General features: G+C 40.5%; 17 protein-coding genes and 2 riboswitches. Of the genes, 7 read left to right on the top strand and 10 right to left on the bottom strand.

All coding sequences use genetic code 11. The features are described 5' to 3' along the window. Positions 1 to 217 precede the first annotated feature (217 nt). The 3 genes from RMY16_RS16235 (at position 218) to RMY16_RS16225 (ending at position 4,286) form a co-directional block, all read left to right on the top strand. Entirely contained in the window at positions 218 to 2,473 is a 2,256-nt protein-coding gene (locus tag RMY16_RS16235) for a ribonucleoside-diphosphate reductase subunit alpha (protein WP_322737272.1), read from the top strand. A gap of 215 nt (positions 2,474 to 2,688) precedes the next feature. Continuing rightward, positions 2,689 to 3,747, top strand: coding sequence for a ribonucleotide-diphosphate reductase subunit beta (locus tag RMY16_RS16230; protein ID WP_322737271.1), 1,059 nt, complete (start codon positions 2,689 to 2,691; stop codon positions 3,745 to 3,747). 92 nt (positions 3,748 to 3,839) lie between these two features. Then, a complete protein-coding gene (locus RMY16_RS16225) occupies positions 3,840 to 4,286 on the top strand; it encodes a hypothetical protein (protein ID WP_322737270.1) in 447 nt (148 codons plus the stop codon). A gap of 174 nt (positions 4,287 to 4,460) precedes the next feature. Here RMY16_RS16225 and RMY16_RS16220 read toward each other — a convergent pair whose 3' ends face one another. The 6 genes from RMY16_RS16220 to RMY16_RS16195 all read right to left on the bottom strand — a co-directional run bounded on the left by RMY16_RS16220 (position 4,461) and on the right by RMY16_RS16195 (position 9,959). Then, on the bottom strand, positions 4,461 to 4,844 hold the full coding sequence (locus RMY16_RS16220) for a DUF4346 domain-containing protein (RefSeq protein WP_322737269.1): 384 nt from the start codon (positions 4,842 to 4,844) through the stop codon (positions 4,461 to 4,463). 157 nt (positions 4,845 to 5,001) lie between these two features. Beyond that, positions 5,002 to 7,254 (bottom strand): 5-methyltetrahydropteroyltriglutamate--homocysteine S-methyltransferase, encoded by a 2,253-nt coding sequence (gene metE / locus RMY16_RS16215; protein ID WP_322737268.1) that lies wholly within the window; start codon positions 7,252 to 7,254, stop codon positions 5,002 to 5,004. 147 nt (positions 7,255 to 7,401) lie between these two features. Next, a complete protein-coding gene (locus RMY16_RS16210; RefSeq protein WP_322737284.1) occupies positions 7,402 to 7,815 on the bottom strand; it encodes a DUF1636 domain-containing protein in 414 nt (137 codons plus the stop codon). A 453-nt stretch (positions 7,816 to 8,268) separates the two neighbouring features. Continuing rightward, a riboswitch (cobalamin riboswitch) is annotated at positions 8,269 to 8,412 on the bottom strand. An 81-nt stretch (positions 8,413 to 8,493) separates the two neighbouring features. Next, positions 8,494 to 8,664, bottom strand: a complete 171-nt coding sequence (locus RMY16_RS16205; protein ID WP_322737285.1) for a hypothetical protein — start codon at positions 8,662 to 8,664, stop codon at positions 8,494 to 8,496. 481 nt (positions 8,665 to 9,145) lie between these two features. Continuing rightward, positions 9,146 to 9,299, bottom strand: a riboswitch (cobalamin riboswitch). Positions 9,300 to 9,444: 145 nt separating this feature from the next. Next, positions 9,445 to 9,684, bottom strand: coding sequence for a hypothetical protein (locus RMY16_RS16200; RefSeq protein WP_322737267.1), 240 nt, complete (start codon positions 9,682 to 9,684; stop codon positions 9,445 to 9,447). A 62-nt stretch (positions 9,685 to 9,746) separates the two neighbouring features. Continuing rightward, positions 9,747 to 9,959, bottom strand: a complete 213-nt coding sequence (locus RMY16_RS16195; RefSeq protein ID WP_322737266.1) for a high light inducible protein — start codon at positions 9,957 to 9,959, stop codon at positions 9,747 to 9,749. Positions 9,960 to 10,148: 189 nt separating this feature from the next. Here RMY16_RS16195 and RMY16_RS16190 point away from each other — a divergent pair, with 189 nt between their 5' ends. From RMY16_RS16190 to RMY16_RS16175, 4 genes are all read left to right on the top strand, one after another. After that, the gene (locus tag RMY16_RS16190; RefSeq protein WP_322737265.1) at positions 10,149 to 10,361 is read left to right on the top strand and encodes a hypothetical protein; all 213 of its coding nucleotides are present in this window, start codon (positions 10,149 to 10,151) and stop codon (positions 10,359 to 10,361) included. Beyond that, positions 10,289 to 10,678 (top strand): energy-coupling factor ABC transporter ATP-binding protein, encoded by a 390-nt coding sequence (locus RMY16_RS16185; protein WP_322737264.1) that lies wholly within the window; start codon positions 10,289 to 10,291, stop codon positions 10,676 to 10,678. Before RMY16_RS16190 ends, RMY16_RS16185 begins: the two co-directional genes overlap by 73 nt. Before the next feature lie 125 nt (positions 10,679 to 10,803). After that, a complete protein-coding gene (locus RMY16_RS16180) occupies positions 10,804 to 11,112 on the top strand; it encodes a metal-sensitive transcriptional regulator (RefSeq protein WP_416211676.1) in 309 nt (102 codons plus the stop codon). 125 nt (positions 11,113 to 11,237) lie between these two features. Continuing rightward, positions 11,238 to 11,783 (top strand): formylmethanofuran dehydrogenase subunit E family protein, encoded by a 546-nt coding sequence (locus RMY16_RS16175; protein WP_322737263.1) that lies wholly within the window; start codon positions 11,238 to 11,240, stop codon positions 11,781 to 11,783. 83 nt (positions 11,784 to 11,866) lie between these two features. Here the strand turns inward: RMY16_RS16175 and RMY16_RS16170 are convergent, their stop codons facing one another. From RMY16_RS16170 to RMY16_RS16155, 4 genes are all read right to left on the bottom strand, one after another. After that, positions 11,867 to 13,165 (bottom strand): MFS transporter, encoded by a 1,299-nt coding sequence (locus RMY16_RS16170; protein WP_322737262.1) that lies wholly within the window; start codon positions 13,163 to 13,165, stop codon positions 11,867 to 11,869. Position 13,166: 1 nt separating this feature from the next. Beyond that, positions 13,167 to 17,597 carry an amino acid adenylation domain-containing protein gene (locus tag RMY16_RS16165; protein ID WP_322737261.1) on the bottom strand — a complete coding sequence of 1,477 codons (4,431 nt, stop codon included), beginning with the start codon at positions 17,595 to 17,597 and terminating at the stop codon, positions 13,167 to 13,169. A gap of 119 nt (positions 17,598 to 17,716) precedes the next feature. Next, positions 17,717 to 20,926, bottom strand: coding sequence for an amino acid adenylation domain-containing protein (locus RMY16_RS16160; protein ID WP_322737260.1), 3,210 nt, complete (start codon positions 20,924 to 20,926; stop codon positions 17,717 to 17,719). Positions 20,927 to 21,072: 146 nt separating this feature from the next. Continuing rightward, positions 21,073 to 21,816 carry a class I SAM-dependent methyltransferase gene (locus RMY16_RS16155; RefSeq protein WP_322737259.1) on the bottom strand — a complete coding sequence of 248 codons (744 nt, stop codon included), beginning with the start codon at positions 21,814 to 21,816 and terminating at the stop codon, positions 21,073 to 21,075. Positions 21,817 to 21,852 lie beyond the last annotated feature (36 nt).

Here is a 21,852-nt window from a genome sequence, read left to right as displayed (position 1 = left end):
GGCATTCGTCATGAATCGGGGCAAGTTTCATTCTTTACCAAAACTTGCTCTGGATTTTTATTGGACAATTCTTCTAACAATTTTTCAACCTCACAACTTGTTAGGATTGCCAGCGTTTGGTGACATAACGTTGACAATTTTTTGTGTTGCCAAACCTAGTTAACAATTCTTTTCCATTCTGGCAATTATTTTTCTCCAATTCATCAACTTATCCAGTATGCAAGCTCCATCCAAACTCTTTGAAGATTCCACAACGGATATCTATGTTGTTCGTCGTGATGGTTCGACGGCACCGTTAGAAATTAATAAAATTCGCACAGTAGTTAATTGGGCTTGTTGCGGACTTTCAGCAAATCCCATTGCCTTAGAAGCACATCTAACAACTCGATTGCGCCCCGGTATCACCACAGGAGAAATTCAAGATAATTTAATTCGCTGTGCCTTGGATTTGTGCAGTCCTGAAGAACCTGATTGGCGGTATGTCGCAGGGCGATTACATATTTGGAGTTTGTGGAAAGATACTCAAGTTAGTCGTGGCTATCAGTACGGTTACTATGCTCGGACTGTAAAAGCAAAAGTTCTCTTGGGAGAATACGATCGCCGCATCTTAATCTACACTCCACAAGAATTAGAAATTGCCAACACTTGGATCGATCCCGACTGGGATGCCGACTATGATTATGCAGGAGCAGTATTACTGACAAAGCGATATCTATTGGCTCAGGAGTTACCCCAAGAAGCATTTTTAACTTGTGCGCTCTTGATAGCCTCCGTAGAAACACAAGAGAATCGTTTAACTTGGGCGCGGAGATTTTATGAAGCGCTCGCCCGTCGTCAAATATCTTTAGCAACGCCGATTTTAGCGAACTTACGGATTCCCAATGGTTCTCTTGCTAGTTGTTTCATTACGGCAATGGACGACAATTTGGAAAGCATTTTTGGCAGTATTCATGATGCAGCGCGGATTTCCAAAAATGGCGGTGGTGTGGGCGTGAATCTGTCTCGGATTCGGGCTACTGGTAGTTGGGTGATGGGAAAGAAGAACGCCTCTGGTGGTGTTGTTCCCTGGATTAAGTTATTGAATGATACAGCGATCGCCGTCAATCAAGGTGGACGCAGAGCAGGTGCTGTCACCGTCAGTCTAGATGTTTGGCATTTAGACATAAGCGAATTTTTGGAAATGCAAACCGAGAATGGAGACGCGCGACGCAAAGCTTATGATGTGTTTCCGCAATTAATTGTCAGTGATGAATTTATGCGAAGAGTGCAAGCAGATACAGAATGGACGTTGGTAGATCCATATGAGGTGCGAACTCGTTTAGGGATTGAACTAGCACAATTATGGGGTGAAGAATTTGAACGTGCTTTCAATCAAATTGAAGCCAGTTTAGATAAATCAATTACGCTCTACAAACGGGTGAATGCTCGTCTACTATTCAAACAGGTGATGCGAACCCAATTAGAAACCGGGATGCCTTATCTATGGTTCAAAGATACTGTCAACCGAGCTAATCCCAATCAGCATGAAGGTTATATTCCTAGTGGAAACTTGTGTCAAGAATCATGGTCAAATGTCAAACCAGGTGAAGAGGCACATACATGTAATCTCCTCAGCATTAATCTTGCGAATTTAGAGGATGAACAGCGAGCAGAAATTTGTCAGATTGCAGTACGTATATTAGATAACACCATTGAACTCACCTCACCCCCGTTTCCTGCTAGTGCCACCCACAACGCCAAATATCGCACAATTGGAGTGGGCTGTATGGGATTAGCCGACTGGTTAGCAAAACGTCATCTCACCTACACCCATCTTCAGGAAATCAGCGATTTATTTGAAGACATCGGTTACTATTGCACCGCAGCATCAATGGAATTAGCGAAGGAACGCGGGGCGTATCCTGCTTTTGCAGGAAGTGAATGGAGCAAGGGACATTTAATCGGAGCAAAACCTGTAGATTGGTTTAAGCAACACGCTCTTCTTCCAGAACGCTTTTTACAACTGAGTCGAGATATCAAACAATATGGGATTCGCAATTCACATATTACTGCGATCGCACCCAACACTTCTTCATCTTTAGTTCAAGGTTGTACAGCCAGTGTCTTACCTGTTTACAGCAAATTCTTCTATGAAAAGTGGGCAAAGGGTTCAGTACCCATCGCACCGCCTTACATTCGGGATTGTTTATGGTTCTATGTCGAAAATAAGACACTAGATCAGAAAAAAGTCGTCAAAGCGATCGCTACAATCCAACAATGGATTGATACAGGAATTTCGATGGAATTGCTCTTTAATTTGAACGCTGGAATCTATTTCCCCGATGAACCTGAGCGATGTCTTACAGCTATCGATATTTTTGAAACCCTAATGCTGGCTTGGAAATCGGATTGTAAAGCAATCTACTACATTCGCACTGTCCAAAAAGACAGTTTCAAAGAATCGAACGAGCAATGTGTTGCTTGTGCAAACTGAATACCAGTCAACAGTAAACAGTTACTTGTACTGAGCTTGTCCTGAGCGCAGCCGTTCGCGCAAGCGTCTCTGAAAGAGAAGGGCGAAGTCGTACCCCTATGGGGAAGCAAACTACGCGGAGCGTCTCGCTCCAGAAGTATCAGTTATCAAGCATAGGTGATAGGCATTACCCATTGCCCAATAAAGAAGTGAAAACTAATCAAAACAGAATTGAAATGTACCAACCAAGACAATCATTAATGCCGATTAATCCCGTTTTCAATCCAAATGGAAATGATGATACACAAAACCGTTTGATCTGGTTCGGAGAGACTACGAACTTAATGCAATTAAATGATGTTCGCTACTCGTGGGCTGTGTCTCTCTACCGTCAAATGCGCGAGAACTTTTGGATTCCCGAAAAAATAGACATTACTAGTGATGTAACAGATTACGTCAATCTCACGCCTGGAGAACGACGTGCATTTGATGGCATTCTCAGTTATCTGACCTTTCTCGATTCGGTGCAAACCTGTAATGTGCCTCATATTAAAAACAGTGTCACTGCACCAGAAATTGCATTGTGCATGGCAGAACAAATTTCCCAGGAAGCAATGCACAATCAGTCTTATCAATACATTATTGAGACCGTGATTCCGAGCGATCGCCGGACACAAGTTTATGATTTTTGGCGTAGCGATCGCATTCTCAAAGAACGATGTGAATTCATCGCTGGACTATACCAAAAGTATGTCGATAACCCCACACCAGAGAATTATTTCGTATCGCTGTTGGCGGATTATTTATTAGAAGGATTGTACTTCTATAACGGGTTTATATTTTTCTACAATCTCTCTTCACGGATGCTGATGTCTGGGAGTGCCGATATCTTTAGAATGATTAACCGAGATGAACTTTCCCATGTGCGGCTGTATCAAAAATTGATTCCAGAAGCGATGCAAGTTTTCCCCCACAGCCGCGAACAAATTTATGAAATGTTTGCTCTTGCTGTTGAGTATGAATGCAAGTGGACAGGACATATTGTCGGAGATAATATTTTGGGCATTACAGCCAACAGTACAGAACATTACACAAAATATCTGGCAAATGTTCGCTTGAAGGCGATCGGTTTAGAGCCATTGTTTGGGGAAGCTATCTACAAGAAAAGTCCCTATGTTCACTTGGAGCGTTTTTCAGATACTAAGAAAGAAGCGAATACAAAAGCAAACTTTTTTGAGGCGAGTGTGACCAGTTATGTTATGTCCTCTAGTATTGAAGGTTGGGATGATTTCTAAAAGTGTATAAAAGATACCAATGGCAAGATTTTCTGCCAAAATAATTGCTAACACGTTAGGCTAGGTCACAGTTTTTAACATTGGAGAATTAGATGTCTAGTTCTTATCCTTACTATATAGTCTGGACAGGTGCGCTTCATCTTGGCGATACCCCTGGCGTATTCATGGATGCCCAGTATGCTGGATTACTTGTACAAATTCCTATCACAGTTACTTTTGTTTCTGAAGGAACAGATCCTATTGTTTTCGTAATTACTACAACTGAAGTAGAGATTTTTGATAACAAGAAGCATCCCATTTACTGGGACTGGACACCAGGAACCCCTTTGCCAACGCCTGTTGGATATATTGATGATCAAGATTTGATTACAGGACAACCTGAGAAACATTTGCTCTCCATACCGCACAATTCTGCGACTGTAGGCAAACACTGGATTACGATCCAAGTTAATCCAGAGACTGCTGCTGGTTTGAGAGATGACTTTGTTCTCAGGCGACTTGAAGCTCATGAATCTATTGGTGCAAAAATTGGTTGGTGATTAGCTTTAGAGGATATTTGAAAAGTTTTCTTCTCGGTAACAAAACGTTCTAGATCCCCCCTTTTTAAGGGGAGCCAGCGCGGTTTTGGGGGTTTCCCCCATGAGCGACTGGCGTGGGCTTGGGGGGATCGGTTAGTGCCTAAAATCACAGCCAACCACTTTTCAAACAACCTCTTAATCCTGTACGTAGTCTTGTCCTGTCACCAAAGCCAATTCTGCTCGCATAAATTCACGTCCTAAGTAAGCTGCATGATCCAATCGGCTGACTGGAAAAGGTTTTGTTGACTCAAACAGTCGAATGCAAATTTCTTTTGCAGTTCTTCCTGTAAAGAGAGCAGTTGGTTGTCGTTCCACTTTGACAGTTGCAGGGATGGGTTTTCCGGTTTCTGGGTCGACAGCCAATCCTTGCTCATTCACTTCATTAGTAAAATGTTTTGCACAAATTAAGCCTGCTTCCCGATCTAAGTAAATAATAAAGTAACCGGCCGGATCGAGTTCTAAAAATCGCTTTGATAGTTTGTCATCAATTGCTGCCATTGTTTCTACTGTCGTTATCATTTTTTTAAACTCCAAGACAAAAAATACCAATCCAAAATATGGATAAATAACAGAAATAAATTGTGTAGATAATGAGGCCCGATCGTCGAAATCAACAATCAGCCTCTTGCACAAGCTTTGGGACACTTATAAGCTAATCTCTGTAGTCTTTTTACTGTTATTTCACAGTTGTATTTACTTCCTCTCGTAAAATTTTCGCGGCTTCTATCATATTTTTAATTGATGGAACTACTTCCTCCCAACGGCGAGTTTTCAAACCACAATCTGGATTCACCCAAATTTGTTTTACGGGTAAATTAGCAACTCCAGTCCGCAATTGCTGTAAAATCTGTTCAGCTGTCGGCACAACAGGACTATGGATATCATAAACTCCATTACCAACTTGATGTGAATAGCCAGCTTCTGTGATTTCTCGCAAAGTTTGATTATTGCTGCGACTATTTTCAATCGAAATCACATCAGCATCTAACCGTTCAATATCTTTGATAATGTCACCAAATTCGCAATAACACATATGAGTATGAATTTGGGTTTGGGGTTGGGCTACTGCTGTCGCCAACCGAAATGCATCCACAGCCCAAGAAAGATATTCACTCCATCGTTGAGGCTTTAGAGGTAAACCCTCACGTAGTGCTGGTTCATCGACTTGAATTACTTTTGCACCAGCAACTTCCAAATCTGCTACTTCATCTCGCAGTGCTAAAGCAATTTGGAAAGCTTGTTCTTGACGAGAAATATCCGTTCGGGGGTAAGACCAATTTAAGATAGTTACAGGGCCAGTTAACATCCCTTTTACAGGTTTTTCAGTCAATGATTGAGCTACTTTAAACTCACGTACCGTCATTGGTGTAGTGCGAACCACATCACCGTAAATAATTGGTGGACGAACATAACGGCTACCGTAGCTTTGCACCCAGCCGTTTTCAGTGAAAGCAAAACCTGGTAATTGTTGTCCAAAAAATTCCACCATATCGGTGCGTTCAAATTCACCGTGTACTAAAACATCTAATCCTAATTCCTCTTGTAGTTTAATGCTATCGGCAATTTGAACATCAATTGCAGCTTCGTATTCTGACTGATTCAATTCACCCCGTTTATATCGGACTCGGAGTTGGCGAACTTCAGAAGTTTGGGGAAAAGAACCAATTGTAGTTGTTGGGAACAGAGGCAGAGGAATTTGAGAATCTAGGCGCAATCCATAGGATAATGAACGCTGAAAATCATCAATCTTCAGAGTCTTGAGTCTTTCTTTAACCGACTGATTGGCTGGACTAAACTCCTCGAATGTACTCCAGGTTGACTCAATAAATTCTTGCTCTGTTTTAGTGTTGTCACCTTTTATAGTTCGAGCCAAGAAAACCACTTCTTGAAGTTTCTGTTCGGCAAAACTCAAGACATTACGTAGCTGTGATGGTAATCGTTTTTCTCGTTTAGCATCATAGGGAACGAACTGTAAGGAAGCGGATGGTTGAATATCTAGAGATGTTCCATGTAACGTCTCTACAATCTCTTGTAACACGGGAATAACTTTCTCTGGACGAACTTGCCAGATATTTCTTGCGTCTATAATCCCTACTCCTAGTCGCTTATTTTGTGGGAAACCATGAGTTTTAATTAACTCTAAGTTGCGTCCGCGTGTAAAGTCTAAGCTAATAGCAGCAACTGGTAAATCTATTACCCAAGGGTAGGTTTCACCCAAGTCATCAAAATAAGTAACTAGATGCAAAGGTATTCCTACTGTATAGAGTGAATTATAGACAGTTTGAAAATGTTCTTTCCAGGAATTAGCATCACCGAAAACCAGTGCTGGTTCATGTATTTGTACTTCTGCTATTTCCAAATTCTTCAGTTCTGTAAGCAGGTTAACATAGAGTGGCAATAGCTTTGATACTGCCTCGTCTACATTTAATTCCAGTCGGCTCAAACGTAGTAGAGTGCATGGCCCCAAGACTATGGGAACTGCTTTTTTACCTAATATATTTTGAGCGCGAGACACAGTTTCTATAAAGTCACTGAAATCGGCTGGTAATATATCTGTTGCAATTTCTGGGACAAGATAGTGGTAATTAGTATCGAACCACTTAGTCATTTCCAAAGCTGGAATTCCTTCTTGACCCCGCGCCATTGCAAAGTAGCGTTCTAACCCACTAAATTGCTGGAATCTTTGAGGAATTAGCCCAAAACGAAATATCCAATCAAGTACATGGTCGTAGAGAGTTGTATCTCCAATACCAATGCGGTCAATTCCGGCTTCCAGTTGAGTTTTCCAGTTAGATTCCTCAACTTGTCGCACGGTTTGTAGTAACGATTCTGCCTCTAGCTTGCCACTCCAAAATGCTTCTAATGCTTTTTTGACTTCCCGATTTTTACCAATACGGGGATAGCCTAATGTTGCGGTTTGAATCTGCATTACTTTTTATTCCTTTGAAGATTAGATAATTACACACTATGAATTAGAAACTGCTAACTTTTACCAAAAATATCAGGTTCAAAGCTGAGTATAATTGTGGGCTATAGCTTCCCTATTCCTCTGCTCAAGAGCTTTTTCACTCAGTCTTCAATTACAACAACTTATGTTTAATTGCGTCCACTTACTTTGTGGTGGAATCTTTGCTAGAATCTCTTTTCTTAGAGGTTCAGGTCGTTCTGACCAAGGCAGTGAACCATCACTTTTAGCATAGTATTGACTGGCACATTGCAGTACCGCAGATGCACAACTATCATTTGGTAAATCACCAAATAAATAAGTTGGTTTCCCTGACGCAACAAAGGCAATTACACAAGAACGGTTACAAGCACTCATGCATTCAACTCCCTGAATGAAGAATTTATTTTGCAATTCCCAATCGAATGTAAGTTGTTGAAGTTGTTGTAATAACTGCTGTCCGCCACTTTCACCAATCCGCTTACCATCTTGCCACAGGGTAGCGCAGGTCGTACAAACAAATAATGTATGTTGTTTGTTGAGCATTAATTTTAATGTGTGTAGAATTAAGTCCCAAACGCAGATATTACAAAGTTTTGTCAGCATGAAATTTCACCTTGCTGACTGTGCAATGTATCTATTGCAAACTATTGGTAATAATTGACCAACAATTCTTTGATGGTACAATTCGCAGAATTTGTCTGTAGAATCAATCCAAAATCTTATAATTGGATGACCATTATAAGATCAGACAGCAGGAATACAGCTATTATTAAATAGCTATTGATGTCCTTTTAAAAAACTGCTACTTTTTACATCAGCGATAATCGTGCCAAATAACTCAGCAGACGCTTCTAGGCGCAATTTGTATCGCCAATTAACTCTCTATCATCTCCTCTTAAGCCGTAACCTGAAGTGTATCTTTGGTACGATGAAGAAATAAAATTGATTGATTGTGAAAATATTCATAGTTGCGCTTATCTATACCTCGTAGATTTCAGCAGAAGTTGACTTTTCGGCGGGCATTCTGACTCACAAGGTAAACCTTGATTACAGCTGCGGGACAGCGCCGGATTCACACCGGACTTTCCCCCTTACCTCTGATGGCTGACCCCCATCAGAACCGACTTGTAAGTTTAAACTATATCATTGTTTACTGTCTAATGCAAAATTCAATAACTTATTTTGTGATTGGTATAAAATCTGATTCAATAAGAAAATTACTTACTTTTGCCGTAAATACTGGAGAATACCGCGAACGATCTCATCAGTCGTAAATTCCAGTTGCTTAGAGACACCATCAAATCGCCAAGATTCTAGTTTTGCAGCAAGTGCGGGAGATGTGAGTATGGCAATACTTAATATTGTACTGGGTAGCAACCAGTGGATTTTCACAGAGTACTCTCCTGTTTCGATTTTATAACATCAGACAATTTGTATTTACTTCTACTCACACCAGTATTAACCCAGCAGAAATACTTGACTGCTGAATGTTCTTTTAGCTGGGTATTTAAATGCAAATAAACCGCTTTATTATCCACACTCTCTAATTTTGTTCGCTCAAAAAACCACAAAACTTCTAGGAATTTGGCGTACAACTATCAAAAAACTCTAGCAAAAATACTTGAATATTTAATCGAGTTCATGACAGTTCAATCAACTGAATTAAATTTATTTAATTCAAATGTTAGCCATACTGAATTTTCGCAAGGCATAGTTGATAGCTGTATATTTTTGCTTTTGATATTGCGAGCGTTGTTGTTTGGTAAAATCCACTACCTATGATTTTTCCTAACGCAGATACAAAAAACGATGAATGATATAAGTCTTAACTCTGACCGGAAAAAATTTTGTAACATCTGTACCTCGCAGATTTTTTAGGTGTATTAACATCGGCGGGTCTTCTGACTTTGAGAGGATGTTTGAACACAATCTCATTACAGCTGCGGGACAGCGCCGGATTCACACCGGACTTTCCCCGTTTCCTCTAATGGCTGTTCCCCACTAGAACCGACTAATCGACCCATTATATAGCATGGTAAGGAAAATAATACAAGAGCAAATTTTAGTTAACAGTCACTCTGATTTGAAAATTTCATGACATTAAAGAAGTCTTGGCTATGAAAACCAAGACTTCTAGTGAATTTATTCAATTGAACACGCTTATACAATTGCTTATCCTAAATTACTGAAGAAAGTTCCCCAAAGGATTCCCGTTACTCCTACAGCAATTAAAAGGTTAGTGAAAAACTTGCCTAATTCAATTCCTTGTCCCAACGCTTTGTCGTCTTGACCTGCGGTGAAAAACAATGACCAAGCTTGGTTGAGATTGATTTTCTCAAAGTTGGTGAAATCAGGTCGAAAAACAACGGGGCCAATTAAATCTTTTTTGGGGAAATCAAAATCAGTTCTCATAACTCTCCTCGCTTAATGTTCTATGCGTTAATTGAATGTAATTTTTGGATAGTTAAAATTATCTACAAGCTAGTCAGCCATCCAATCAGGCCGTGTCCGGTGGTTACTTCAAAAGCGATGAGTGAGACAAAGCCAATCATTGCCAAACAACCATTGAGTTTTTCAGCATACTCGGTAAAGCCAACTCTTGGAGTTTGGTCTACATAAACCTTTGGTTCAACTGCAAAGTTGTCAAGTTGACCGAGTTCGTTGATGGTGAAACCTTTGCTAGTCATGTCTTTTTTTCCTTCGCTAGTTTATGTAACTAAATATAACGTTATGTAAATAATATTTGCAATTACTTGACAAAACAATTAAGTGTGGTTAACCCTACTAAATTAGGTCGTAGATACCGTATCTGTGAAAAGAAAGCAATTATTGTTCGTTTGTAAGCATCATTTTTTCATGTTGCTGCCGTTACTCCGATGGCGCAAGCGCCCGCCGTAGGCGTTTTTATGCCCCCCTACCGGGATGTTGCTTTTGGCCCGATGAATATGGGTGTGCAAGGTGAAGAATTACAACAGCGAGTTCTGCAAGCAATGGCAGCAGTTGATATCGATCCCCAATGGTATGGCAACGCTATACAGGTAATTTATATGGAGGTGAAAAGAAACGGATTGCGATCGCCGGTGTCTTAGCCATGAACCCACAGATATTAGTATTTGACGAACCCTCGGCTCAATTAGATCCCCGTTGTCGCCGTCAGTTAATCGAGTTACTGCAAAGTTTACCTCTGACTCAGTTGATTGCAACGCATGATTTAGATTTAGCTTTGGACTTGTGCGATCGCACTGTTGTTCTCAGTCAAGGTCAAGTTGTGTACGATGGCGCAACTGAACAAGTAATGAGCAATCCAGAGTTCTTGGTTAGGCACGCTTTAGAGTCACCATTATGCTATAGCCGCCCTTACTGTCAGCTGGAACATGCACCTGTCAGTCCATCTCCACGAGCGTGAATTTGTTTGAATCAGTCATATGAAATTGCTACCCAACAAGATTTTTTAGCAGTAATTTAGATTTCAGCTAGTAGTAAATTGTTACTTAATCAATTCCAAACCCATCAAAAACCAAAAATAGCTATATGGATTCTCATCAAGAAAACTCATCCAATATAAAGCATAATTACAGTGAAGCATCTCTAAATGATTTGGTGAAGCGATTGTCCCGTATTGAAGGACATATTCGGGGTGTCAAGAATATGGTTGAAGCCAGTCGTCCTTGTCCGGATGTATTGGTTCAAATAGCTGCTGTTCGAGGAGCAGTTCAGCAAGTTGGTCGAATTATTTTACATGAATATCTCAAGGAATCCGTTGCTCGAACTACCCAAGAGGGAGATATTAAAACTGAGATTGAAGCATTAAAGACGGTGTTAGATCGCTTTTTTCCCTAGATTTAGGTTTGCTACGCAGTGAAGTTATTGCTAATTGGATGCTATTAGCAAATGGTTAAGGTTTTAGAGATTGTTCATTCAAGTTGATTACAGTTGTATAGTAGCTATTTTGGCAAAGTATAGTGATGCCTAACAAACTTAAGCGACTTATATCCTTACTAATTTGTTTGTGTTTTTTAGTTCCGTCTGTACCGACTAAAGCCCAAACTCCAGAAGAATGGGTCACTCTCGGAAAGCGCATACATGGAGGTTTTGGTAGTTATATTGCTTTAGGAATCCGTATAGGATTAGATGCAATGAAGCGTCTTGATGCTAAATCACGCGAATTGGATGTTACTTACTTTGATGGTGCTAATGCGCCATGTCCTTGCGTTGCGGATGGCATTATGATTGCTACAGTTGCTACGCCGGGGCAAAACTCACTACGGGTCATACCCTCTAAAAGCGACGCAAGTAACTTTGGGGTTGTTGTAATTAAGAATAAGAAAACAGGAGAATTACTACGTTATGTAATACCAGCCACCGCTCGTTCTCTACTTAATAAGTGGAATCAGGATCTGAGCGATCGCCAGCGCTACGATGCAGTCATGAATACTTCTAGTGATTCTCTATTTCATGTTGATAGTAATAAGAGAATAATTGAAATCCCCAAAATTCAGTACAATAATTAATTTAATACTTTTGCTTTTTCTAAATTTTCAGCATAATTTCTAATTGACAAAAGCAATATTATCTTAATCTCTCACCGATGCTTCTATAAGAGAGCCTCATCAGCAATTGCATCTGGCAGTTGATGGTTTAGCCGCCGTAGAGGTTGATATAGATAGCCAAAAGCGATCGCTATTATAGTCAAGATTCCGACGACAATAAACAACAAAGCAATACCATATCCTCGACCGACACCAATAAGCTTGCCAATGCTTCCGGCTAATAACCCTGTAGGAGCAAGTAATGGCTCGAAAACTCCATCAGCTAAAGGCCCTGCAATCAGATAGGCAAGCGGTAGTGATGCCAAAGCGAGCATACTTCGCACGGCAAACACACGTCCTTGAACAGCAGGTGCAACTTTGCTCTGCCAAATGGCTTGGTCGCAGCCATTAATCATGGACACCCCAAAATAATAGATGAAAGCAGCTGCAAAGAAGACCGGAACAGAAGGTTTCAGCCCTGCAAGTATTATGGACAATGCACCTGATAGGGTAAAACCAAACACACCAAGAATACGGTTCTTGGGGCCGCCCCAAACGCTCATCACCAGACCACCAACCAACATACCGCTTCCACCAATGGACAGTACCGTACCCAGTACGTTAGCCGTAGCAAAGGCTAATACCAGTGGTGTAACCAGTACGCTGACAACTCCGATTAAGAAATTAATGGCAGCAAAGAAAATCAACAATCCTAGTAGTCCGGGTCGAGCAGTGATGTATGTCCACCCATAGGTGAACTCCCGCAGCTGCCAACTTTTCCTCACTTCATTCTCTGCGGTAGTTTTCGGTTCAGGGAATCGGACGAGTAGCAGCGTCACCACGGAAAAAAGAAAAGTAACGCAGTCAATCAGGATTACGCCCTGAATTTGAATAGTTACAACCAGCGCACCTGCTAACATCGGTGAAAGTAGCCGTGAAGTTGCCTCTGCAAATTGCACCATACCATTGGCACGACCAAGGTGTTGCTTTGGGACAAGCATTGTAGTTGCAGCAGCATAGGCTGGCCACTGGAAAGCGCTAAAGATCGAACTAACTGCTACAACTAAGTAGATATGCCAGACTTCAAGCCGACCAACCAAGAGTAACAGCACAATAGCCAGCGTACTCACTCCTGCTCCAGCATCGCTAAGTATTATACAAGTGCGACGGTTCCAGCGATCTACAAGCACACCGACCAAGGGTGACAACAAAATGCTTGGCAGTATTGCGAACAAAGAAATCAGGGCAAATTGCGTGACTGACCCAGTATTTCGGTATACCCAGACACCTAAAGCAAATCGAGTCAGCCCAGAGCCAATTAATGAGACAAGTTGCCCAAACCAGATCAGGGTAAATATTCGCATTCTACAGATGTGGGTGATTTACGAAACCATTATGAGTGAAGTAAGAGAAGTAGTTTTGCAGAAGTTCGTCATCGATCGCCGGACATACAATAGAAGTATTTGCTAGCTTACCCTGCGTGTTTTGGCAATCGAACTGTGTCATTTTTGATTGAGAAAGACTCTCTTCGATGGATATCTGATTTTTGAATCTATTTTCAGGAAACAAAGGCAAAAGGGAATACAACGTTGCATCTAGAGAATGCTTTGCAGCAGTTATCAATTCTTGTCGCCATTTATCATAAGCAACTAGCCGCAGTGGATAGCCATAAGAACGTACCCACTTGATAAGTTCTTCTAGTTTAATTGGGTGGGGATTGAGCAAGTGAAAAACTTCTCCAATTGATTCTTTTTGCCCAGATAAATAAACGATCGCTTGACTTACGTAGTCTACAGGGGTCATGTCCACCAAACCATCAATTTTCGGCACACTACCAAGCTGAATACAGCATTTAATCATGCTGCACATAAAATCATTTGTATTCCAAACTCCTGTTTTGCTGTTTCCTGTAATTCTTCCCAGTCTGTGGATAGTCACAGGAAGCCCTCTAGAAAGTGCGATCGCTACTAATTTTTCCGCTACCCATTTACTCTGAGCATACCCACTTTCGAGAATTTCACCGTGTTCTAAATAGTCTTTTTCTCGAAAAACTTGAACTTCCGAATCGCTTTGTGCGGGGAAAACGGAAAGAGTAGAAACGTAATGCACTGGCTTGATTTTGATTAAGCTTGCTAATCTGAGAACTTCCTGAGTTCCGAGAACATTAATCGCCTTCATCTGCTCGTATGGATGAATAAAATTAACGAAAGCACCATTGTGATAAATAACATCTATCTTATTTGCCAATAGTAGAAACTTTTCCTGAGATAGTCCAAAAAGTGGCTCAGATAAATCTCCCACAATCGGGATGATTCTGGAACTGAAATTTTCGTTCCACAGTAAATACGTTTCCAGGTTTTGGCGCAGCTTATTTTTGCCTGATTCTGCATCAGCAGAACGTACCAAACAATAAATATCTGCTGGAGTTTTTTGGAGAAGTTCATCAAGTAAAAAAGCTCCTAAAAAACCTGTGGCTCCGGTTAATAATATACTAGCTGGCTCGGTTGTATAATCTCTTGGGACAGCTTCAGGACGAATTGTGCGATCGAGAACGGCTTCAGCTTGCAGATCCGCAACAGTTTTCCTAGCAATAGTATTAGAAGAACCTGCGTTTTGAACCATCTCAATACTTTCGGCTAGGCTGGCTACGGTAGGCATTTCAAATAGACTACGCAAGGGTAACTCTACTTGAAAAGTTTCTCGCACTCGAAAAATCATCTGAGTCAGCAGTAAGGAATGACCACCCAACTCAAAAAAGTTATCATTAATACCAACTTGTTCTCGAACAAGTAAATCAGACCAAATTGCCGTTAGTTTCTCTTCAGTTAATGTACGTGGCGCTACGTAAGTTGTGTCATCATCATAGTGGTTTTGGTCAGCAATTGGTAACGCTTTGCGGTCTACTTTGCCGTTAGGAGTGAGTGGTAGTGCTTCTAACACCACAAAGACTTTTGGCAGCATATATTCAGGCAACTTATCACTGAGAAAGCGGCGTAGTTCACTGCTGTTGGGAACTGAATTTGAAGCGGGAACCACATAAGCAACTAAGTATTGGTTGCCTGTAGCGTCTTGTTGAGCAATGACTACAACTTCCTTAATCTCTGAGTGTTGAGCCAGTACGACTTCAATTTCTCCAAGTTCGATGCGAAAGCCGCGCACCTTTACCTGATTATCAATACGACCGAGAAACTCAATGTTGCCGTCTGGGAGATAACGCACTAAATCCCCAGTTTTATAAAGGCGATCGCTCTCTTGTGACTTGTTAAAGAAGTTAGGAATAAATTTTTCTTCAGTTAAGTCTGGGCGATTCAAGTAACCTCGTGCTAAACCAGCACCACCAATGTAGAGTTCTCCCTGGATACCAATAGGAACTGGCTGTAAATTTTTATTTAACACATACACTTGAACATTACGAATTGGCTTACCAATGGGTACTCCTAACAATGTACTATCTGAAGAAAAGGTAGCTTTTGGTAACTTGTAAATTGTGGTTACTACAGTTGCCTCTGTAGGCCCATATCCGTTGAATAGTTGCGGGTAATCACCTACATACTTTTGCCACATTTTTACTCGTTCTGGAAGTACCTGCTCTCCCCCAATAATTACTAGGCGCAATGATTCAGGTAGCCTTAGTTTTGTTGTTGTTAATTCAAAAGTCAGATGATGCCAATATGCTGTAGGTAAATCTAATACTGTAATTTCCCATTCTTGACATTGTTTAAGGAAATTCGGTATATCAATTAACATCTGTTCATTACGTAGCACCAGCGTGCCACCAGAGATTAGGCAGGGATAAATTTCTTCGACTGCCGTATCAAAGCTGATAGAGGCAAACTGTAGAATGCCATCAGACTGGGTAAACCCATATTCAACAATTGCCGCAAGAGTGAAATTCACTAAAGACTGATGTTGAATCATCACTCCTTTTGGTTTGCCTGTAGAACCTGATGTATAGATGATATATGCTAGATTTTTCGGTGTAGCACCACTGAGGAGATTCTCTTCACTTTCATGAGAAATTACTTCCCAATCTTTATCCAAGCAAACTATATGCAGTCCATCAAACTCTCGTTCTACCAGCAAATGCTTCTGAGTCAAGAGGACTGATACTCGTGAATCTAATAACATCCAGGTCAAGCGCTCTTGGGGATAAGTGGGATCTAAGGGTACATAAGCCCCACCAGCTTTGAGGATGCCCAACAAAGCGATCGCCATCTCTAGAGATCGCTCTACACAAATACCTACTAGCATTTCTGGTCTGACACCAAGAGAATGCAAATAACGCCCCAGTTGATTTGCCTTGGCGTTCAGTTGCCGATAGGTCAACTGTTGCCCTTCAAAGACCACTGCAACAGCATCCGGTGTTTGCTCTACTTGAGTTTCAAACAACTGATGAATACACAAGTCTTGCAAATTTTCTGTTTTTGTGCTGTTCCACTTTACCAACATCTGCCGTTCTGTCTCTGTCAAGATTGGCAAATCACTGAGACTCTGGTCAGGATTCACCACAATACTTTCAAGCAAAATCTGGAAATGCCCCACCATTCTCTTAATAGTGGCTGCTTCAAACAAGTCAGTGTTGTATTCTAGATTCCCAATTAGCCCTTGCGGCGTATTTGTCATCGATAAAGACAGATCAACCTTGGCTGTCTTACTCTCCACCATCACAGGATTCAGGATCAGTTCTGGCAACTCCAAGGGTGGCATCGGTGCATTTTGCAGAACAAACATCACCTGGAACAGTGGCATATGGCTGAGGCTGCGCTCCGGCTGCATTTCTTCTACCAGCTTCTCAAAGGGCAAGTCTTGATGGTCAAATGCCCCTGAAGTTACTTCCTGTACTCGTAAAAGCAACTGCCGAAAACTAGGGTTATCTCCAAGGTAAGTACGTAAGACAAGAGTGTTAACAAAAAACCCGATCAATCCTTCGATTTCCGGGCGGTTGCGGTTAGCAGTAGGTGAACCTACTATGATGTCTTCTTCTCCTGTATAGCGGTAGAGTAATGTTTTGAATGCTGCTAGCAGAGTCATAAACAAGGTGACTCCTGCTTGCTGGCTAATGTGCTTGAGCGCCTGGGATAAATCAGAAGACAATGAAAAAAATTCGGTTGCACCTTGAAAGTTCTGGACTGCCAATCTCGGACGGTCTGTGGGCAGTTCCAGGACAGGTAAAGAACCAGCTAGCTGTTTTTTCCAGTAGTCTAAACGAGTTTTAAGTACCATCCCTTGCAGCCACTCTCGTTGCCAGATAGCATAGTCAGCGTACTGTATGGGCAGTTCGGGAAGTGGCGAAGCAGTCCCAGTAGAAAAAGCTTTATAGAGGGCTGTTAATTCTCGGATGAAAACCCCAATCGACCAACCATCAAAGATGATGTGATGTAGCGTCAGCAACAGCAGATATTCATTCTTACCTAATTGGAGCAAGGTGACACGCAGTAACGAATCGTGTGCCAGGTCAAAGGAGTATTCTGCCTCCTTGTTAATTAGTCCCTGAACCTGGGCTGCGCGGTCTACTTCCGACCATTCACTGAGATTCACCACAGGTATGACTATCGAGCGGCTTTTGGCAATGACTTGTACCGGATTTCCATCCACTGTGGTAAAGGTAGTACGCAGGATTTCGTGACGATTTGCGATCGCTTCAAAAGCCTGTTGCAAAGCCTCTACTTTCAAATTACCACTTATTCGCAACCCATAAGGAAGGTTATACACTGAACTATTCGGTTCTAGCTGATGCAAAAACCACAGTCGTTGCTGGGCAAAAGATGTAGGAAAAACAAATAGTTGTTCTGTCATTCAATTGTGGATTTTAGATTGATTTTACAGATAAATCTGGCGTTCATAGGACTTACGTAGACTCTACGCCAACGCTACCGCTTCACTATCAAAAAATATAATTACGAATTACGAATTATTTAAATACGGTATTGGTCACGAGAAACTGGCTTTATTGCAGGCATCTGTAGTTCCTGATTTGTCTTTATCACTTGAGAAAGTTCGTGAATTGTAGGATGTTGAATAAACTCTTGCAAAGAAAAACTTAATCCTCGGTCATTAGCTCTGGATAATACTTGAATACTGCGAAGTGAGTCTCCTCCTAACTTTAAAAAGTTGTCGTGAATGCCCACTTTTTCTACATTCAGAACTTGTGACCAAATTTCTGCCAGTGCTACTTCGATCGCAGTGCTAGGTGGGACAAATACTGCTTCCAGATTTGGTCTTTCTTGGTCGGGAATCGGAAGCGCTTGACGGTCTACTTTGCCATTGGGATTTAGTGGTAGCGCCTTCAATATCACGAACATCGAAGGCAACATATACTCTGGCAAGCAGTTTTTTAAAAAGCTACGCAAATCATCAACTGTGGGTACTTGCTCTTTTTTTGGGACAATATAAGCTATTAAACGGTGGTGAGCATCGATATCCTCTTGGGTAATAGCGATCGCTTCTTGTACAGCTGGGTGTTGATTCAGAACGGCTTCAATTTCAGGTAGCTCAATCCTATACCCGCGAATCTTAACCTGGCGATCGAGACGACCGAGAAACTCAATGTTTCCATCTGCAAGATAACGCCCTAAATCTCCAGTTTTATAGAGGCGTGCGTTTGGTTCATCGCTAAATGGATTAGGAATAAACTTTTGGGCAGTTAGTTCTGGGCGATTAAGATAGCCTTTAGCTACACCCAAACCACCAATATAAATTTCACCAGGAACTCCAATTGGTACTGGTTGGAGATGAGAATTTAGTAAATAAATCTGAGTGTTGGCAATGGGACGACCAATAGAAACAGAATTATTTAAATTATGATTTTGACAATTGTAGACACTACTCCAAACTGTTGCTTCTGTGGGGCCATACTCATTAAATAAGCTTACTTGCGGCAATAATTCACGATGTTGCTTAACAAGTTCCTTTGAACAAGATTCTCCAGCGACAATTACGGTTTTGAGGCTGAGTATTTGCTGCGATCGCGCTTGCTCTAAAATCAGCTTGTAGAGAGAGGGTAAACATAATAAATGGGAAATTTCTTGTTGAGCGTAGCTTGCCGCCGTAGGCATCGCCTTTACAATTTGTTGAATATCTAATTGCCCATTTTCCGGTAAAACGGAGACAAAACCACCTTGACAAAGTGTCCAAAAAATCACTGCAACAGAACTATCAAAAGCAAAAGACGAAGTTAAGAGAAAGCCTGTTATAGGTTGCTCATAATAAAAAATTCGAGCAGTCGTGGAGTGAACTAAGTTTTGATGCGTAACCTGCACTCCTTTGGGTTGTCCTGTAGAGCCAGAAGTATAAATTAAGTAAGCCAAATTATCAGTCTTCACTTCATTTTTGGGATTCTCATCGCTTTCTTGAGCAATTGCATCCCAAAGAGTATCTAAGCAAAGCACCGACGCTCCAACATCAGGTAAATTTTTCACCAATCGTTCTTGGGTCAATATTATTGATACCTGAGAATCTGCCAGCATATAACTCAATCGTTGGTTGGGATAGGATGGATCGATTGGTACGTATGCTCCTCCAGCTTTGAGAATGCCTAGTATACCTACTAGCATTTCGCAAGAGCGTTCTACGCAAACCCCCACTAATACATCGGGTTCAACTCCCAAAGCTTGAAGACGATGTGCTAGTTGATTTGCCTTAGCGTTCAGTTCTCGGTAAGTTAGTTGCTGATTTTTAAATACTACCGCTACATTTTTTGGAGTACGTTCTACCTGTTCCTCAAATAATTGTTGGATACACTTGTCGTTAACATAATCTCTTCTCGTATTGTTAAATTCGACAAGCACTCGTTCTCGCTCAACATCGCTGAGAATCTCTAAATTGCCAATTGATTTTTCTGGATTATTTAGAACGCTCTTTAACAAGGTGTGAAATTGTCTTGCTAAATAATTGATGTTTTCGGTCGAGAATAATTTAGAATCGTAGTGAAACTCTGCAATAATATCCTTTTCTTTTTTAATACAGGAGAGTTTTACTTTAAATCGGTCAATGCAACTGTACTGCTTGTAAATTTCAAATGATACGTTGCCAGCAGAACACTTTACAGACTGTTGTATAAAATCAAAACAAAATGGTAAAAATGTTGGTTTCTCAACATTCTCTGTCTCTCCCACTGTTGACTGCCAAGTAAAGTATTCTTGCCATTGAGCAACCTCACGTATTAATTCATCAACTTGCCGTAGATTTTTACTAAATTGAATGTTTTCTTCCAGATAACAATGAACGGGTAAGTATTTTGCTAAAAGTCCCACCGCACCCTCAAGTTCTTCACATATCCGACCGTTGTCGGCCGTACCAACTATCATATTTGACTGTCCAGTTAAACGCCAAAGTAAGACTAACCAACAATTTAGCAAGAATACAGATAGTGAAGTCTCATGTTTTTGGGCAATGGTCTGAATTTTTGCCACCACATCGTGGGGAATCGTTAAGGTTAAAAATCGAGGTTCAAATTCCGGTTGTTCAACAAGCTGATTTTCAAAAGGAAGCTTAACTCTAGAAAAATCAAAAATATTCTTTTTACGCCAATATTCTATTCCTATTTTGGCATCCGCTAATTTAATAATTTCATTTTGCCATTCAGAAAATTGGACGTATTGAATCAGTGGTTCGGACGTTTTTTCTAAATTATTTTGGTATGTATCGTAGAGAGAGGCAATTTCTTTGCAAATATTTTGGAGAGTCCAAGCATCGGCACATAAAGCAGGGAGAGTGATAAACAAAGCATATTTTTGCGTTGACAGAGTAGCTAAAACGAAACGCAAAAAATAATCTTTTTCAAAATCAAAATTATGCTGTCCCTGTTCTACAAAAAGTTCCTCAATTCTGGTGTTTTGTTGCTCAATTTCCAAATCACTCAAATTTAACTCCTGCAAAGATAGGCTACTAATATCGTTTATTACCTGAATTGGAATCTTTATTTTAGGTGATGTCTGAAAATTGGTACGAAGAATCTCATGTCGTTTTACTAGCTGATATAAAGCTTCTTTTAGTAAATTGATCTTAATAATACCTTCTATTAAAATAACTAACTGAGCGCGATAAGTCACAGTATCTTGCTGTAATAACCAGAGATGTTTCTGGTGAGGTGATATCTGAAAGCCTTCAATAATGTTAGTCTGCATTTGTTTGACTCACCGATCTAGTTTGTTTCGACTATAATTTTTTGCTCAGTCAAAATGTATAATTGAAATTTAATGCCACCTATACTTAACTAATCTATAAATTTTTGATAATTGATAAATTACAATTAAGTTAACTTTTTCATAAATTATTTATAACTAACAAAGTATGTATATTCAGACCTTTCTTTAAATACAGGATCGTGTTTTTCTTCATGGACGCTTACTTGTCTGAAACCCACCTTTTCTAGGGCTGACTGAACTTCTGCACGAGAATAAGTTTTTTCTAAAATAATTTGTTCTAAAGGTTTCCATTCTTTTTCTATTAGTTGAAAACCAGTTATTTGAATTTGACCAATTTTTTCTTCAAAATTATAGCTCTTTTGACTAATCCAGGCATAATCATCTCTAACAACGCGAGTAGTAGAATTATCCCAATATGATTTAAAATCCTCTTCTAAGCGCAGGTTGAAAATAAATATTCCATTTGTTTTTAAGGCTGTATTCACGTTCCGAAACACGCCCATTAATTCTTCTAAGTTCATGACATAGTTAAGGGCATACATTGAAATAACTGCATCAAATATGGGTGGTAGTTCAAAGGATTGTGCATCACACAATATAAATTTGCCTTTAGGTGCATTGGATCGAGCATAATTCAACATTGACTCAGACCTATCAAGTCCAGTTATTTGATAACCTTTGATTAATAATTTTTGTGCCAATTGTCCCGTACCGCAACAGAGGTCAAGAATATTAGCCGCTTTGGGAAGATGCACTAATAGTAACTTTTCCAAAATTTGTATTGTCTGTTCGCTAAGTATCTGAGCGTAGACTTCGTTATATTCTTGAGCAAAATAATCATAATTGGAATCTAATTTTTGATAAGACATAAATGGTGATTAATTTGAATTAATGTCAGTAAAATA

The sequence above is a fragment of the Nostoc sp. DedQUE12b genome, from assembly GCF_034530835.1.
Classification (GTDB): Bacteria; Cyanobacteriota; Cyanobacteriia; order Cyanobacteriales; family Nostocaceae; genus Nostoc.
Note: the sequence above shows the minus strand (reverse complement) of the source record. Positions and strands in the feature narration are given on the sequence as shown.

Coding starts and splice junctions, on each gene's coding strand:
- RMY16_RS16185 (WP_322737264.1), top strand. CDS start 10,289: ATGGTATGGCAACGCTATACAGGTAATTTATATGGAGGTGAAAAGAAA.
- RMY16_RS16155 (WP_322737259.1), bottom strand. CDS start 21,816: ATGTCTTATCAAAAATTAGATTCCAATTATGATTATTTTGCTCAAGAA.
- RMY16_RS16195 (WP_322737266.1), bottom strand. CDS start 9,959: ATGACTAGCAAAGGTTTCACCATCAACGAACTCGGTCAACTTGACAAC.
- RMY16_RS16180 (WP_416211676.1), top strand. CDS start 10,804: ATGGATTCTCATCAAGAAAACTCATCCAATATAAAGCATAATTACAGT.
- metE (WP_322737268.1), bottom strand. CDS start 7,254: ATGCAGATTCAAACCGCAACATTAGGCTATCCCCGTATTGGTAAAAAT.
- RMY16_RS16230 (WP_322737271.1), top strand. CDS start 2,689: ATGTACCAACCAAGACAATCATTAATGCCGATTAATCCCGTTTTCAAT.
- RMY16_RS16200 (WP_322737267.1), bottom strand. CDS start 9,684: ATGAGAACTGATTTTGATTTCCCCAAAAAAGATTTAATTGGCCCCGTT.
- RMY16_RS16235 (WP_322737272.1), top strand. CDS start 218: ATGCAAGCTCCATCCAAACTCTTTGAAGATTCCACAACGGATATCTAT.
- RMY16_RS16190 (WP_322737265.1), top strand. CDS start 10,149: ATGGCGCAAGCGCCCGCCGTAGGCGTTTTTATGCCCCCCTACCGGGAT.
- RMY16_RS16210 (WP_322737284.1), bottom strand. CDS start 7,815: ATGCTCAACAAACAACATACATTATTTGTTTGTACGACCTGCGCTACC.
- RMY16_RS16175 (WP_322737263.1), top strand. CDS start 11,238: ATGCCTAACAAACTTAAGCGACTTATATCCTTACTAATTTGTTTGTGT.
- RMY16_RS16165 (WP_322737261.1), bottom strand. CDS start 17,597: ATGACAGAACAACTATTTGTTTTTCCTACATCTTTTGCCCAGCAACGA.
- RMY16_RS16170 (WP_322737262.1), bottom strand. CDS start 13,165: ATGCGAATATTTACCCTGATCTGGTTTGGGCAACTTGTCTCATTAATT.
- RMY16_RS16160 (WP_322737260.1), bottom strand. CDS start 20,926: ATGCAGACTAACATTATTGAAGGCTTTCAGATATCACCTCACCAGAAA.
- RMY16_RS16220 (WP_322737269.1), bottom strand. CDS start 4,844: ATGATAACGACAGTAGAAACAATGGCAGCAATTGATGACAAACTATCA.
- RMY16_RS16225 (WP_322737270.1), top strand. CDS start 3,840: ATGTCTAGTTCTTATCCTTACTATATAGTCTGGACAGGTGCGCTTCAT.